General features: G+C 66.5%; 13 protein-coding genes. 4 read left to right on the top strand and 9 right to left on the bottom strand.

The genetic code is table 11. The features are described from left to right. Window positions 1–83 precede the first annotated feature (83 nt). The 3 genes from ABIC32_RS10720 to ABIC32_RS10710 all read left to right on the top strand — a co-directional run bounded on the left by ABIC32_RS10720 (window position 84) and on the right by ABIC32_RS10710 (window position 2,194). The gene (locus ABIC32_RS10720; protein ID WP_199061890.1) at window positions 84–1,031 is read left to right on the top strand and encodes an acetyl-CoA carboxylase carboxyltransferase subunit alpha; all 948 of its coding nucleotides are present in this window, start codon (window positions 84–86) and stop codon (window positions 1,029–1,031) included. Window positions 1,032–1,166: 135 nt separating this feature from the next. After that, window positions 1,167–1,718 (top strand): response regulator, encoded by a 552-nt coding sequence (locus ABIC32_RS10715; protein WP_039247653.1) that lies wholly within the window; start codon window positions 1,167–1,169, stop codon window positions 1,716–1,718. Beyond that, window positions 1,715–2,194: a chemotaxis protein CheE gene (locus ABIC32_RS10710; RefSeq protein WP_354074154.1), complete on the top strand. Its 480-nt coding sequence runs from the start codon at window positions 1,715–1,717 to the stop codon at window positions 2,192–2,194. Before ABIC32_RS10715 ends, ABIC32_RS10710 begins: the two co-directional genes overlap by 4 nt. On the opposite strand, the gene ABIC32_RS10705 is transcribed toward ABIC32_RS10710, so the two are convergent. The 7 genes from ABIC32_RS10705 to ABIC32_RS10675 form a co-directional block, all read right to left on the bottom strand. After that, window positions 2,179–4,029, bottom strand: a complete 1,851-nt coding sequence (locus tag ABIC32_RS10705) for an ABCB family ABC transporter ATP-binding protein/permease (RefSeq protein WP_354074578.1) — start codon at window positions 4,027–4,029, stop codon at window positions 2,179–2,181. The two genes, ABIC32_RS10710 and ABIC32_RS10705, sit on opposite strands and share 16 nt — an antisense overlap. 110 nt (window positions 4,030–4,139) lie before the next feature. After that, complete coding sequence (locus ABIC32_RS10700; RefSeq protein ID WP_354074153.1) at window positions 4,140–5,156, bottom strand: threonine aldolase family protein; 1,017 nt, start codon at window positions 5,154–5,156, stop codon at window positions 4,140–4,142. After that, on the bottom strand, window positions 5,156–6,109 hold the full coding sequence (locus tag ABIC32_RS10695; RefSeq protein WP_199061328.1) for a mechanosensitive ion channel family protein: 954 nt from the start codon (window positions 6,107–6,109) through the stop codon (window positions 5,156–5,158). Before ABIC32_RS10695 ends, ABIC32_RS10700 begins: the two co-directional genes overlap by 1 nt. A 51-nt stretch (window positions 6,110–6,160) precedes the next feature. Then, window positions 6,161–7,849, bottom strand: coding sequence for a cisplatin damage response ATP-dependent DNA ligase (locus tag ABIC32_RS10690; RefSeq protein WP_199061330.1), 1,689 nt, complete (start codon window positions 7,847–7,849; stop codon window positions 6,161–6,163). A 98-nt stretch (window positions 7,850–7,947) separates the two neighbouring features. Continuing rightward, window positions 7,948–8,442, bottom strand: a complete 495-nt coding sequence (locus tag ABIC32_RS10685; protein ID WP_199061338.1) for an RcnB family protein — start codon at window positions 8,440–8,442, stop codon at window positions 7,948–7,950. Window positions 8,443–8,566: 124 nt separating this feature from the next. Continuing rightward, window positions 8,567–10,384, bottom strand: a complete 1,818-nt coding sequence (locus ABIC32_RS10680) for a response regulator (protein ID WP_354074152.1) — start codon at window positions 10,382–10,384, stop codon at window positions 8,567–8,569. Between the two features lie 80 nt (window positions 10,385–10,464). Continuing rightward, the gene (locus ABIC32_RS10675) at window positions 10,465–10,761 is read right to left on the bottom strand and encodes a BolA family protein (RefSeq protein ID WP_055753801.1); all 297 of its coding nucleotides are present in this window, start codon (window positions 10,759–10,761) and stop codon (window positions 10,465–10,467) included. Window positions 10,762–10,806: 45 nt separating this feature from the next. Here ABIC32_RS10675 and ABIC32_RS10670 point away from each other — a divergent pair, with 45 nt between their 5' ends. Further along, the gene (locus ABIC32_RS10670) at window positions 10,807–11,475 is read left to right on the top strand and encodes a J domain-containing protein (protein WP_017506027.1); all 669 of its coding nucleotides are present in this window, start codon (window positions 10,807–10,809) and stop codon (window positions 11,473–11,475) included. A 4-nt stretch (window positions 11,476–11,479) separates the two neighbouring features. On the opposite strand, the gene ABIC32_RS10665 is transcribed toward ABIC32_RS10670, so the two are convergent. Together ABIC32_RS10665 and ABIC32_RS10660 are read right to left on the bottom strand one after the other, a co-directional pair. Further along, the gene (locus ABIC32_RS10665; protein ID WP_354074151.1) at window positions 11,480–12,157 is read right to left on the bottom strand and encodes an SDR family oxidoreductase; all 678 of its coding nucleotides are present in this window, start codon (window positions 12,155–12,157) and stop codon (window positions 11,480–11,482) included. A gap of 39 nt (window positions 12,158–12,196) precedes the next feature. After that, window positions 12,197–13,372 carry an N-acetylmuramoyl-L-alanine amidase family protein gene (locus ABIC32_RS10660; protein WP_354074150.1) on the bottom strand — a complete coding sequence of 392 codons (1,176 nt, stop codon included), beginning with the start codon at window positions 13,370–13,372 and terminating at the stop codon, window positions 12,197–12,199. Window positions 13,373–13,727 lie beyond the last annotated feature (355 nt).

Here is a 13,727-nt window from a genome sequence, read left to right as displayed (position 1 = left end):
CTTGCCCGGCGGCGTTGACCTCTCTAGGTTCGCGCGCCTTCCCCAAGGGCGCTTTCGCCCGTTTGCAGTTCCCGGACGCCTTGATGGCCACGCACTATCTCGACTTCGAAAAGCCGATCGCCGATCTGGAAGCCAAGATCGAGGAGCTGTCGCTGCTGGCCGACACCTCGGGCGACATCGACCATGAGATCGAGGGCCTGCGCAAAAAGGCCGACCAGCTGCGCAAGAAGACCTACGCCGGCCTCGACCCCTGGATGAAGACCCAGGTCGCGCGCCATCCGCAGCGTCCGCACTTCATCGATTACGTCCAGAGCCTGTTCACCGACTGGAACGAGTTGCACGGCGACCGTCAGTTCGGCGACGATCAGGCCATCCTGGGCGGCCTGGCCCGGTTCCGCGGCCGGCCCGTCGTCATCATGGGCCACGAAAAGGGTCACGACACTGCGACCCGCATCACCCACAACTTCGGCATGGCCCGGCCCGAGGGCTATCGCAAGGCGGTGCGCCTGATGGACATGGCCGAACAGTTCGGCCTGCCGGTCCTCAGCTTCATCGACACCGCCGGCGCCTATCCGGGCCTGGGCGCCGAGGAGCGCGGCCAGGCCGAGGCCATCGCCCGCTCGACCGAGCGCTGCCTGACCCTGGGCGTCCCCTCCATCGCCACCATCACGGGCGAAGGCGGCTCGGGCGGCGCCATCGCCATCGCAGCGGCCAGCCGCGTGCTGATGCTGGAGCACTCGATCTATTCGGTCATCTCGCCCGAGGGCGCAGCCGGCATCCTGTGGCGCGACGGCGCGCGGGCCAAGGATGCGGCCATGGCGATGAAGATCACCGGCCCGGACCTGATGCAGCTGAAGATCGTGGACCGCCTGATCCAAGAGCCTGTCGGCGGCGCCCATACCGATCGCAACGCGGCCATGGCCAATGTCGGCGACGTTCTGGCCGAAGAGCTAAAGGGCTTCGACGGCCTGACGCCCCAGCAGATCAAGAAGCGCCGCGCAGATCGCTTCTACGCCATCGGCGCCCTCTGACGCTTGGTCGCTTTGGCCGACCAACGTTAACGCAGCATCCATCCTCGTCTGCCAAGCTCGGCGCTTCGTTTAGAGGCATCGGGGTTTGCGACCGGCCATGAGTTCAGCGGCGGCACAGACTGGGGCCTTTGCGCCATGAGCGGCGGCGAGTCCCTGCGTGAAAGCGCCGTCTTCAACCTGGCCGGCGCGATCACGATGATCGTCGACGATTCGCCGTTCTCGCTGACCCTGACGTCCAACGCCCTGACCGGTTTCGGCATCCGCCCGACCTACGCGTGCGGCACGGGTATGGAAGCCAAGAAGCTGCTGACCGATAAACCCGTCGATCTGCTGGTCGTCGACACCGACATGCCCGACATCGACGGGTTCGAACTGGTGCGCTGGCTGCGCCGCTCCGGCCCCAATCCGAACGCCTTCACCCCCGTCATCATGACCGCCAGCCACATTCGTCGCGGGCGCGTCGCCGAGGCGCGGGACTGCGGCGCCAACTTCGTCGTCACCAAGCCCTTCAGCCCCGCCCTTCTGCTTGAGCGCATCCTGTGGGTCGCGCGCGACAGCCGGCCCTTCTTGGAGGTCGGCGACTATCTGGGCCCGGATCGCCGGTTCCGACACACCGGCTATGAAGGCGTGGAACGCCGCGCCGACATGATTCGCAAGGCGAAGGGGATGGAGAGTCTGGCCCTATGACCGTCATCACCCACACTCAGCGCAAGTCGCGTCTGGCAGAGATGCTGGATCGCCCCGGCGGCGTCAGCGTCGGTGTCGCCCTAGCCCAGGCCCGCGCCAATCTGGACGGACTTCAGGAACAGGCCCGCGCCATCATCGGCGATAATATCGCGGCTCTGCTGGCCAAGCCCGATCCGAACCTGATCGAGCCGATGCGGCTGGATCTGGCCTATTCCGCCTCCAGCCAGATCATCGATGCGGCCAGCCCCTTCGAGATGGACGACCTTTGCACGGCGGCCAAGGGCCTGTGCGACCTGCTGGACGCCGCACCGCGCCAGGGCGGGTTCGACTGGCGCATCGCCACGGTCCATGCCCAGGCGATGAAGCTGTTGCTGGCGCTGCCGCCGCAAGAGCAGGCCGCGCGGACTGCCATCCTGACGAACCTGCATGAGGTTCTGAGAAAGAAGCTGCCGACCGCCGATCAGTCGACCATCTGAGGCGTCTTGCCGCCGCGCGTCTGTTTGCGCCACAGCGCTGCATATTCCCCGCCTTGTCGGGCCACGAGTTCGTGGTGACCGCCGCGTTCGACGATCCGCCCGGCCTTCAGCACCAGAATCTGATCCGCGTCCGCCACGGTCGACAGCCGGTGTGCGACCACCAAGGTCGTGCGGCCGTTCCTGGCCTTGCGCAGGGTTTTCTGGATCGCGGCCTCGGTGCGGCTGTCCAGGGCGCTGGTGGCCTCGTCCAGGATCAGGATGCACGGATCGGCCAGCAGAGCGCGGGCGATGCCCACCCGCTGACGTTCGCCGCCCGACAGCTTCAGCCCCCGTTCGCCGACCTTGGTCTGCATGCCGTCCGGCAAGCCCCGAATGAAGTCGGCCAGTTCCGCCGCCTCGGCCGCCGCCCACACCTGCGCCTCATCCGCCTCGGGCCGGGCGAAGGCGATGTTGGCGGCCAGGGTGTCGTTGAACAGCGCCACATCCTGAGGCACCAGCGCCACCGCCGACCGCAGCGAAGCCTGGGTCACCTCACGCGCATCATGGCCCTCGATCAGCACGCGCCCCTCCTGTGGATCGAGCAGACGCAGCGCCAGTTTGACGATGGTAGACTTGCCCGCGCCGGAGGGGCCGACCAGCGCCGTCGTGGTGCCCGGCGCGGCGTAGAAGCTGACGTCCTCCAGCCCATTGGCCCGCGCGTCGTGGCGGAAGCCGACGCCCTCGAACGCCACCGACGCCCCGCGCGCATCGACCGGCCGCGGCAGGGCGACGGCGTTCGGCGCATCGGCGACCTGCGGCGTCTGTCGCGTCACCTTCAGCATCTCCTCCATGTCGATGAAGGACTGACGGATTTCCCGATAGGCGAAGCCCAGGATGTTCAGCGGCGCGTAAAGCGAGATCATGATCAGCACCGCGGCCGTCACGTCGCCCGGCCCCATCCTTCCGGCCGCGGCCTCGAACCCGGCCATCACCGCCATCACGCCCAGGCCCAGGTTCATCACCAGGGCCTGCATCCCGTTCAGCATGTTCAGCGAACTGTTGGCCTTCAGCGACGCCTCGGCATATTCACCCAGCGCCCGGTCATAGGTCTGGGCCGCGCGCGTTTCGGCCCCGAACGACTTGACCGTCTCATAGTTCAGCAGGGCGTCGACCGAGACGCCGGCGGCCTCGGAATCGGCCGCATTCATGATCCGGCGATGCTCCAGCCGCCAGTTGGACATGGCGAAGGTGGCGGCGGTGTAGATGACGACCACGACCACCGCGACGGCGGCGAAACGCCAGTCGTATTTGGCGCCCAGCACCCCGGCCGCCAGCACCAGCTCCACCCCGGTCGGGACCAGGTTGAAGGCTAAGATGCGCAGCAGGAAGTCCACCGCGCGCGATCCCCGATCCATCGTTCGCGACAGGGCGCCGGAGCGTTTGGTCTGGTGGAAGTCCAGCGACAGGCTCAGCGCATGGGCGAAGGCCTCGGCCGCCGTCGCGCGCTGAGCGGCGGCGCGCACCGGCGCGAACACCACGTCCGACACCAGGGGCGAGGCCGCCGATAGAAACCGCACGAGGGCCCAGCCGATGGCGAAGGCCGCAAAGCCCAGGCCGACGGCGGTCACCGCACCCTGCCCGGCCGCTAAACGGTTGACCGCCGCGCCCAGCACCAGCGGCGCCAGAACGCCCAGCCCCTTGCCCGCCAGCGTCAGCAGGATGGCCGAGATCAGCCGCAGTTTCAGGTGCGGCGCGCCCGATCGGGCCACCAGCCGCGCAAGGTCCCCCAGCGCCGTCAGCGTCGGGGGTCCGTCCGTCTTGTCCTGTGGGCTCCCTGCCTGCTGCGCCTTGACCATCGGGTCACGCCTGCCGCCGGAGCGTTCGCCTCGCATCGCCATGATGCGCATATGGAAAGCCAATGCGACCGGGGAAAGGCCACGCTGGCGCGCGAGCGGGGATTCGTCGCTCAGCCCAGACCGGCGACCGCCTCGATCAACTCGTCCACGGCCGCTTCCTGCGTCGCCCACGAACAGACAAAGCGTACCGAACCGTCATCGAAGGCGTAGCAGGCCCAGCCCATTTCGTTCAGGCGGGCGTGCGCCTCTGGCGGCATCCGCACGAAGACGGCGCTCGCCTCCACCGGATGGGCCAGGACGAAGGGCGACCGCCCCGCGATGCCGGCCGCCAAGCGCTGCGCCATCAGATTGGCGTGGGCGCCGCCCGACTCCCAATCGCCGCTTTCCAGCAGTCCCAGCATCGGACCCGACAGTAGCCGCGTCTTGGACGATGTCTGGCCCGCCTGTTTCAGACGGTTGTCCAGTCGCCGCGCCAGGCTCTTATCGAACAGCACGATCGCCTCGGCGCAGTTGGCGCCTGCCTTGGCCCCGCCGAACACCAGCACGTCCACGCCCAGACGCGGAATGTCCTTCAGGTCGAAACCGGCGGCGACCGCATTGGTCAGGCGCGCGCCGTCCATGTGAACGCCGTAGCCCAGCGCCTTGGCCGGTTCGATCAGATGACGCAGTTCTTCCTCGGTATAGACCGAGCCATATTCGGTGGCCTGTGTCAGCGAGAGGGCGGCGGGCGGCTGACGATGCCCGACTTCGGGTTCGCCCAACTGCGCCTGCAGCGCCAATGGATCGATCTTGCCCGAGAACCCCGGCAGCCCGATCAGGCCGACGCCGTGACCGAAGAAGCCCGGCGCGCCCGTCTCGTCGGTGCAGATATGCGCCGCATGGTGAGCCAGCACCGCCTCATAGGGTTGGGCCAACATCGACAGGGCAATGGCGTTGGCCGCCGTCCCACTGAATACAAAACGCACGTCGGCGTCCGCATCCAGACGCTGGCGAATCTGGTCGGCGGCGCGGGCGGTGACCTCGTCTGCGCCATAGGCGCGGGCGAATCCCTTGTTGGCGCGCACCAGGCCTTCGAGGGCGCTCAGCGCCATGCCGGCGGTGTTGTCGGAGCCGAAATCGTAACGCATCAACGGTTCGTCGCCTTCAGATCGGCCGTATCGTCTTCGACCGTGCGGACGCGCACGACCGGCACCACATCCTCATCGCCATAGGGCACGGCGACCTGATGCGGGAACGGAATCTCGATCCCGGCGGCGTCCAGCGCCTCCTTGCCGCCCTGCATCAGATCGGCCTGGGTCTGCCACCAGTCGCCGACCTTGACCCAGGCGTGCAGCGTCACCTGAACCGAGCTATCCAGCAGGCCCGTCACGCCGGTCCAGGGATGGGGATCGTGCAGCACCTTGTCGTGCGCGGCGGCCATATCCGCCAGCACGCAACGCGCCTGGTTCAGATCGTCGCCATAGCCGACCGTGAAGTTGATCTCGATCCGGCGCGTCTGCTGGCCGGTCAGATTGGTCAGCGGGTCGCTCAGGACCTTTGAGTTCGGAATGACGATCTTGTGGTTGTTGGCGTTGGAAAGTTGGGTCGTGAACAGGTCCAGTCGCTGCACCGTGCCGCTCATCCCGCCGACATCGACGACGTCGCCGACCCGGTAGGGCCGCAGCACCAGCAGCATGATCCCCGACGCCACGTTCGACAGTGTGCCCTGCAACGCCAGGCCCACCGCCAAGGACGCGGCGCCCAGCACCGCGATTATCGAGGTCGTTTGAACGCCCAGCCGCTGCAGCACGGCGATCATGCCGATGATGATCACCACAACACGCACCACCTGCACCGCGAAACTCAGGACGGTCGGGTCATGTCGGAAGCCGCGCACCCGCGACAGGGTTCTGCGCGCTGCGCCCGCCGCCCACTTCGCCATAAACACGGTGGCGACGAAGATCAGGATAGCGATGGTCAGGTTGATCGCGAAATCGCCCGCCATGTCGGTCAGCTTGGCGATCATGGCGGCGTCAATCGAAACGGCCTTACGGCTCGCGGCCACCGCGTCGGCGACTTCGTTGGAAAGAGGCAGAGACATGAGGTCGGGTCTAACGCCTGACGCGACGATTGGAACCCCCGAAAGCCCGATTCAGGCCTTTGCGATCCGCCCGCCGCCGCTTTCGATGGCGTCCAGCAGGTCCATCACATCGTCGATGGTGTTGGCCTCTCGCGCCGGCTTGTCCCAGCGAATGCGGCTGACGCGCGGGAAGCGCATGGCTACGCCGGACTTGTGCCGGGTCGAACGATTCAGCCCCTCGAAGGCGATCTCCAGCACCAAGCCGAAATCCCGCTCGGCCCGCACCGACCGCACGGGCCCGAACCGGTCGATGGTGTGATCGCGCACGAACTTGTCGAGCTGCTTCAACTCTTCGTCGGTGAAGCCGAAATAGGCCTTGCCGACCGGCGTCAGCGCGCCTTCCGGCGTCCAGACGCCGAAGGTGTAATCGGAATAGAAGCTCGAGCGTTTGCCGTGCCCGCGCTGAGCGTACATCAGGACGGCGTCGATGACGTGCGGGTCACGCTTCCATTTGAACCACGGCCCCTTGGGTCGCCCCGCCAGATAGGGGCTGTCCCAGCGTTTCAGCATCAGCCCCTCTGCCGCCGCCCCGACCGGTGGATCGGCTCGCAACCGCGCCAACTGATCCCAATCCGCATAATCGACCACCGGCGACAGATGCAGTCGCTCGCCGGTATGACCATTGACCAGGGCCTCCAGGCGCGCCCGACGCTCGCGCAGCGGCAGGCTGCGCAGGTCCTCGCCGTCCTGGGCCAGCAGGTCATAGGCGACCACGGCCGCCGGAAAGGCCTGCATCGCTTTGGCGTCCACCGACTTGCGATTCAGCCGCTGCTGAAGGTCCCCGAACGGCGCGACCGCCCCGTCGCGCCACACGATCAGCTCGCCATCGATCGCGCCTTCGAACGCCAGGGCGTCCATCACATCGGGAAAGGAGCCCGAAATCTCGTCGCCGGTGCGGGAATAGAGTTTGCGGACCTCGCCCTCCAGCACCGCCTGAACCCGGATGCCGTCCCACTTCCATTCAGCCGCATAGTCGGCCGGCGACAGTTTGGGCAGATCGACCGCTTCATCGATGGCGACGGCCAGCATGACGGGTCGGAACCGGCCGGGCGCATCCGGGCTGGGCCGCTCCGCCCTGCCCTCTAGCCAGGCGAACAGGTCGGCGTAGGGCGGCTCGACCGCGTGCCAGACCTCCTCGATGGCAGCGGCATCCAACGCCTCCAGCGTCGTCTGCGCCTCGTCGCCGTCCGGCGAAGGCGGCGCCATCACCGCATCCGGGCGCATCATCGCCGCCGCCGTCTTGGCCAGCCTCGCCGACAGGCCCACGCGCAAGGCCCCGGTCATCAGCTTCAGCAGCGCCCAGCGCCCTTTCGGCTCCAACGCATCCAGCCAGCCTTCCAGAAGGCCGCGCACCTCGGTCCGCGTCGCCGTCCGCAGCGTCTCCACGACCTCGGCCAACTCGGGCTCGCGGTTCGGCCGATGGTCCGGCGTCACGGGCCAGATCAGGGCCACCGTCTCCGCCAGATCGCCCACATAGTCGTAGGACCAGCCGAACAGCACGCTGTCGACCCGGCCCTCGACCGCCTTTCGGATCATGGCCGGCTTGGCCGCGTCGAACGTCAGATCGCCGGTCAGGGCCGCCAGCGCCCATCCCCTGTCGGGATCAGGCGTCGCCCTCAGATAGTCGCGCACCAGCACCAGCTTCGCATTGCGCGAAGCCGTCAGGGACAGGCGGTCCAGTAGCTCGGCGAAGGCGCGCATCGTCATCCATCTTGGGCGCCGGAAGCGTCGCCGTCCTCTTCAGAACGAAAAACGCCCCGGAGGTTTCCCTCCGGGGCGCATCTCAAATCCTTGAAGGATCAGTTGAACAGTCCTGCGATCACGGCGGTGATCAGGCCGCCGGCGACGGCGGCGAGCACCACGTCATTGCCGCTGCGGACATATTGGTAGCCACGGGGCGGCGCGCGCAGGCCATAGCGGTTATAGTCGTTCACCACATAGGCGTTGGTGCGGTAGTAGGACGGCATCCGCTGGCCATAGCTCCAAGTCCGGACCGCGTAGCCGCGCGGCGGGACATAGCGCGGGGCGTTGTAACGACGTTCCGCACGCTGCCAGCGTTCATAGGCGCGTTGCTGCTGGCGATAGTCGCGACGATCCTCGCGCAGCTCGCGGCGATAGTCGCGGCGATCCTGGCGATAGTCCCGACGATCGTAGTGGTCAGGACCCGGACCGTGGCGTGCAGCTGGACCATGCGGACCATGGGGCGGTACGGGCTGAGCCGAGGCTGCGCCCGCAGCGCCCAGCGCGCCGGCGGCCATGACCGAAGCGATTGCGGTGGTCAGGATCTTTTTCATGATCGTGTCTCCATCTGCGCCGAAGACTATCGGCTTGGGTGCAGTTATGGAGCACGGCGACTGAGGCGCGCCTGAACCGACGTCCTCGGGCTAGGTTCATGTCGGGAACACAGGATTGCCGCAATCAGGCGGCGACGGAGGTCTCAGACGACGGCAGCGCCATCTGCGCGACCGCGTCGCGACCGCCGCTCACGCGACCCATCAGGGCGGCCAAGGCGCCGAAATCGATCGGCTTGTTCAGATAGGCGTCGGCGCCCGCCTGAAGACCGGCTTCGTGATCCTCATGACGCGCCGAGGCCGACAGGACCACGATCGGAGTGCCGGCGTTCTGGTCGCCCTGGCGGATCATGCGGGTCGCGGTCAGTCCGTCCATGACCGGCATGTTCACATCCATGATGATCAGGTCGAACGGCTGATCCTTGGCGATATCGACCGCGACCTGACCGTTCTCGGCCGTCGAGGTGACGTGGCTGGCCGAGCTCATCCAGGCCTCCAGGATCATGCGGTTCACCGGGTGGTCCTCGACCACAAGGACACGCAGCGATTCGCCACCTTCGATCTCGGCATGAACCTCGGCCGCCGCAACGGGCTTGGCCCATTCCACGACCTCGGCCTCGATTTCCAGGGTGAAGCACGAGCCCTCGGCGAGCTTGGACGTCACGGTGATGTCGCCGCCCATGATGTTGGCCATGCGCCGCGCGATGGTCAGGCCGAGACCCGTCCCGCCAAAGCGCCGCGTCGACGAGGTGTCGACCTGGGTGAAGGGCATGAACAACCGCTCCAGATCGGCCGCCGCAATCCCTGCGCCGCTGTCCTGGACGACGAATTCGAACCGTACGCGCTGATCCGATACACGGTGTCCGCGCACGAGATAGTGGATCTCGCCGGCCTCGGTGAACTTGACCGCATTGGACAGTAGGTTCTGCACCACCTGGCAGACGCGCAGCGGATCGCCGCGCACCACCGTCGGAATCTCGCCCTCCACGGTCGTGACGAACGTCAGGCCCTTGGCTTCGGCCTGGGCCTCGAACGGGCCGGTGATGCGCTTGTTCAAACCGTCGATGACGATATCGACGACCTCGAAGTTCATCTTGCCCGCCTCGATCTTGGTCATGTCGAGGATGTCGTTCAGTAGCGACAACAGATTGTCGCCGGAGTTGCGGATGATCGACAGATATTCGCGCTGCGTCGTCTCCAGTCGCGTCGCGCTGAGCAGTTGGGCCGCGCCCAGCACGCCGTTCATCGGGGTGCGCAGCTCGTGCGAGATCACGCCCAGGAAGTTCGACTTGGCGTCATTGGCGGCATTGGCCTTGTCGCGGGCCGCTTCCAGTTCCTCGATCAGATGCGCTTGGTGCGACTGGAAGGCCCGGATGCGGTCTTCGCGCAGCAAGGTCATGGTCACCAGCACGAATAGACCCGCCGCCGTGAACGGCAGGACAGCCAGCATCGACCAGAAGGCGTTGGTGCCCCACAGGCTGAACAGAATGATCGTCGCGGCCGCACCGTAGGGCGAAGAGATGATCAGGGCCTGACGCGGCGAGCTGCGAAGCTGGGCGAAGACCAGCACATAGCCGGAAATCAGCAGGGCGAGGGCCAGGGGCCGTCCGAACTCGGTGGGCGAGAACCAGGCCATCAGAGGCGCAATGGCCCAGGCGCCGGTCGTCACCGTGGCCACGATCGGGAAGATCACGCCCCAGTTGGTGCCGACGCGATGGCTCAGACGATGTTCGACAAGTCCCCGCAGCGACCCGGCCGCCAGCGTGCCGCCGAACCACAGAAGCGCCGGCCACAAGCCCACCGTGCCCAGCAGACCCACGGCCCACGAGGCGATGATCATGTAGCGGAGATACTGCGTCTGCAGGATGGCGGTCAGCGCTTGGGCCGCGTCTCCGGCGCGTTGTTCGCCTTCGAGCGCCTTCACGACGCCGTCTGATTCCACCATAAGCCCAGATCCCCACGTTCTGTTTGGTCGGATGACGCTAAGACGAAGGTTCTAAGACGATGTGAACGCAGTTCTTTCGCTCAGCCTGCCTCCTCCGGCGTCAACGCCTTGATCGAAAGGGCGTGGACCGGTCCGGCCATCTCGTCCTTCAACAGCGCGTTGACCGCGCGCTGTCGCGCCAGCCGCGATTGCCCCTGGAAAGCGGCGGACACGATCACCAGATTGAAGTGGCTTTCTCCGCCAGGCTCGGCATCCATTCCGCCTTCATGATGATGTCCGGCGTGGCGCCAGCTGTCGTCCTCGACCTCCAGACGCTCGGGCGACAGCCCTGCCGTCAGTTTTGCACGAATAATCGTCGCCACCGGGCCTTCAGACATGATCGATTCCTTGATGCTGTCCCAATCGGGCTTACACTTCGGCTGATGTCCGCCTCCTTTCAATACAAGCCGCGCTTCACCGACATTCGGGTGAAGCCGCCCAAGCCAGAGGAAGAGGCGGCGAAAGCCGACGTCCTTCACCTCAAGCCCGGCGAAAAGCCGTGCCAGTGGCCCGACTGTCGCCGGGCTGCTGCGGCCAAGGCGCCCAAGTCGCGCGAGCGGCTGAACGACTTCTACGAATTCTGCCAGCCGCACGCCGGCGAGTACAACAAAGGCTGGAACTTCTACGCCGGCATGAGCGAAGGCCAGATCCGCGCCGCCCAGGAAAACGAGGCCATGACTGGCGGGCGCCCGACCTGGGAGATGCAGGCCGGCAAGTTCACGCGCGAGGCCGCCGCCTTCGCCGCCAAGATGGGCACCTCGAACACCACCGGCGCCGGCTCATGGCGCGACAGCTTCGGCCTTTTCGGTCGCAAGGGCGATCAGGCACCGCAGTCCGCGACCGAGGACCGCCGCATCGGCAAGCTGGAACGCGCCGCCTTGGCCGACCTCGATCTGGATCCGGGCGCCGACAAGGCGAAGATCAAGGCTCAGTATCACGAGCTGCTGAAGCGGTTTCACCCCGACACCAACAGCGGCGACCGCAGCGCCGAGGCCAAGCTGCAACGCGTGATCAAGGCGTGGAAGACGCTGAAAAAGGCCGGTCTGGCCTGACGGCCTAGTCGGCGTAGATCATCTTGCGTGTCAGGCCGCCGTCCACGGTCAGCACCTGGCCCGTCACGAAACTCGCTTCGGCGAGATAGAGCACAGCACCGGCGATATCCTCGGCGCGGCCGACGCGGCCGACCGGGTGCTGTTCGTGATCGACAGAACGCAGATCCTCGCCATCCGAAATCCAGCCGGGCGCAATGGCATTCACGCGGATTCGAGGGCCTTCGCTAATCGCCAGGGCGTGTGTCAGGGCGAACAGCGCACCCTTGGACGCCGCATAGGCCTCGGTGTGCGGCTCGGACATGAAGGCGCGCGTCGAGATCATGTTCACGATGGCGCCGCCCTCGTTCAGCATCGGAATGGCGGCGCGGCTCATCAAAAAGGCGCCGGTCAGATGGCTGTCGATGGTCTTGCGCCAGTCCGCTAGCGACAGCTTAGCCAGCGGGCCGTTCACCGGGTCGGCGATGCCCCCGTTGTTGACCAGCAGCTCCAGCGACGACCAGCCCAGCGTCTCAAACGCTTGTTTGACCGAGTCCTCATCACCCAAATCGCAGTCGATATGACGCGCTTCGCCCTCTCCCGACTTCAGGTCGAAGGAGGCGACTTCCCATCCGTTGGCCAGCAAGGCCTTACAGACGCCCGTTCCGATCAGGCCTGATCCGCCCGTGACAATCGCTTTTTTCATGGTCGGGAAACCGGCGACGGCCGGCTTGGTTGCGCCGGATCAGGACTGACCAGCGGCCTGGCTGTTCGTGGCGGCCATCATCGGGCTCGACGGTTCGCGGAAATAGCGATCAATCCCGTCCGCCACCGACTTCATCAGGCGACGGCGCGCGCGCTCGTCGGTCAGAAGCCGCTCGTCCTCGGGATTGGTGATGAAGCCCATTTCCAGCAGCACGGCCGGCACGTCGGGCGCCAACAGGACAGCCAGGCCCGCATCGCGATGGCTGCGGCGAAGCAGAGGATGGTCCGACCCCTCCAAATGGGTCAGCAAGACCCGCGCGAACTGGGCCGAGCGGTTCTGGGTCGCGCGCTGGGTCATGTCGAGCAGGATGCGATCAACCGACGGATCGCGCCCCGGCAGATGCAGCTCGCGGTGCCAGTTGTCGCCACGTGTGAACTCGCGCACGGCCCGTCCGGCGCCCTGCTCCGACAAGGTATAGACGCTGGCCCCGCGCAGCGCCGGATCGGCGCCGGCGTCGGCATGCAAGGAAATGAACAGATCGGCGTCGGCCTGACGCGCGATGGAGACACGGCGATAAAGGTCGACATAGCGGTCGTCGGTCCGTGTCAGGCGCACGCGATAACGACCGTTCTTCTCGAGCTCGGCCTTCAACGCCAGGGCGGCGGCCAACGTGACCTGCTTTTCCTGGGCGCTTGCGCCGCTGGCGCCCGGATCATTGCCGCCATGGCCGGCGTCGATGACAATCAGGGGGCGTTCAGCGCGGCGCGGCGGCGCGCTGACGCGCGGCGCCGGCGTGGTCGAGGCCCGCACGGCGGCTCCCGTCGCCTTCAGGTCCACGACATAACGATAATGGCTGACGCCGTCGCCGGGCGGCAGAAGGAAGCGCCGTTCGATCTCGCTGCCGCGCGCCAGTTCCAGCTGAACACGTGACGAACCGCCGGACGACGTGACCTCATAAGAGCGCACCAAACCCGAACCGCCGCCGTTCAGCCCGCGTCCTGGCGCAACACCGCTGAGGGCCAGCACCACCCGGCCTTCGCCGCCCGCGTCGATGACGCGACCCTGCGCCGTCTTGTCCAGATCGATGACGACTCGGGTCCGATCGCCGTCGGCACCGAAGCGCACCGCCAGCACATCGCCCTGCGCGCCCCAGGCGAAACCGCGCGTTGCGGACAGACCGACCATGCAGATGACCACGAAGGCCAGGGCGGTCATCGCCCACTCCTTCGCGCCCCAGCGCATCAGACCTGTCAAAACGCGACCGCTCATCTGCGTCGGCGAACCCGGTTTAAGCCTACTTGAACCCCATCATGACAGAGGCTCGTATTCAGGGGGTTAAGGCGAGCGCCTTTTAATTCTCCCGTTGCATGACTATGCTGTGACCGCTCGCGAACCGATCGCGCCGATTTCGCCTCTGCGAATCTTGGCGCGCCCTCCTCGCGGCGTTGACTTTCACCAATCCTAGAACCGCCCCGGCCTGGCCGATGGTTCGAAGAGCGGACCAGGGACGCGGCCTTCCCAAGGGATTGGCGCGCCCGGTTCAGGACCGACGACTTAATGGGCCTTTCCG

Origin of the sequence: Brevundimonas sp. 1080 (assembly GCF_040545985.1) — a bacterium.
In the GTDB taxonomy this organism is placed as follows: Bacteria; Pseudomonadota; Alphaproteobacteria; order Caulobacterales; family Caulobacteraceae; genus Brevundimonas.
Note: the sequence above shows the minus strand (reverse complement) of the source record. Positions and strands in the feature narration are given on the sequence as shown.

What these genes read in the sequence shown, in the direction of transcription:
- ABIC32_RS10710 (WP_354074154.1), top strand. Translation starts at nt 1,715, where the DNA reads ATGACCGTCATCACCCACACTCAGCGCAAGTCGCGTCTGGCAGAGATG.
- ABIC32_RS10700 (WP_354074153.1), bottom strand. Translation starts at nt 5,156, where the DNA reads ATGCGTTACGATTTCGGCTCCGACAACACCGCCGGCATGGCGCTGAGC.
- ABIC32_RS10685 (WP_199061338.1), bottom strand. Translation starts at nt 8,442, where the DNA reads ATGAAAAAGATCCTGACCACCGCAATCGCTTCGGTCATGGCCGCCGGC.
- ABIC32_RS10720 (WP_199061890.1), top strand. Translation starts at nt 84, where the DNA reads ATGGCCACGCACTATCTCGACTTCGAAAAGCCGATCGCCGATCTGGAA.
- ABIC32_RS10665 (WP_354074151.1), bottom strand. Translation starts at nt 12,157, where the DNA reads ATGAAAAAAGCGATTGTCACGGGCGGATCAGGCCTGATCGGAACGGGC.
- ABIC32_RS10675 (WP_055753801.1), bottom strand. Translation starts at nt 10,761, where the DNA reads ATGTCTGAAGGCCCGGTGGCGACGATTATTCGTGCAAAACTGACGGCA.
- ABIC32_RS10680 (WP_354074152.1), bottom strand. Translation starts at nt 10,384, where the DNA reads ATGGTGGAATCAGACGGCGTCGTGAAGGCGCTCGAAGGCGAACAACGC.
- ABIC32_RS10690 (WP_199061330.1), bottom strand. Translation starts at nt 7,849, where the DNA reads ATGCGCGCCTTCGCCGAGCTACTGGACCGCCTGTCCCTGACGGCTTCG.
- ABIC32_RS10705 (WP_354074578.1), bottom strand. Translation starts at nt 4,029, where the DNA reads ATGGTCAAGGCGCAGCAGGCAGGGAGCCCACAGGACAAGACGGACGGA.
- ABIC32_RS10660 (WP_354074150.1), bottom strand. Translation starts at nt 13,372, where the DNA reads ATGACCGCCCTGGCCTTCGTGGTCATCTGCATGGTCGGTCTGTCCGCA.
- ABIC32_RS10715 (WP_039247653.1), top strand. Translation starts at nt 1,167, where the DNA reads ATGAGCGGCGGCGAGTCCCTGCGTGAAAGCGCCGTCTTCAACCTGGCC.
- ABIC32_RS10670 (WP_017506027.1), top strand. Translation starts at nt 10,807, where the DNA reads ATGTCCGCCTCCTTTCAATACAAGCCGCGCTTCACCGACATTCGGGTG.
- ABIC32_RS10695 (WP_199061328.1), bottom strand. Translation starts at nt 6,109, where the DNA reads ATGTCTCTGCCTCTTTCCAACGAAGTCGCCGACGCGGTGGCCGCGAGC.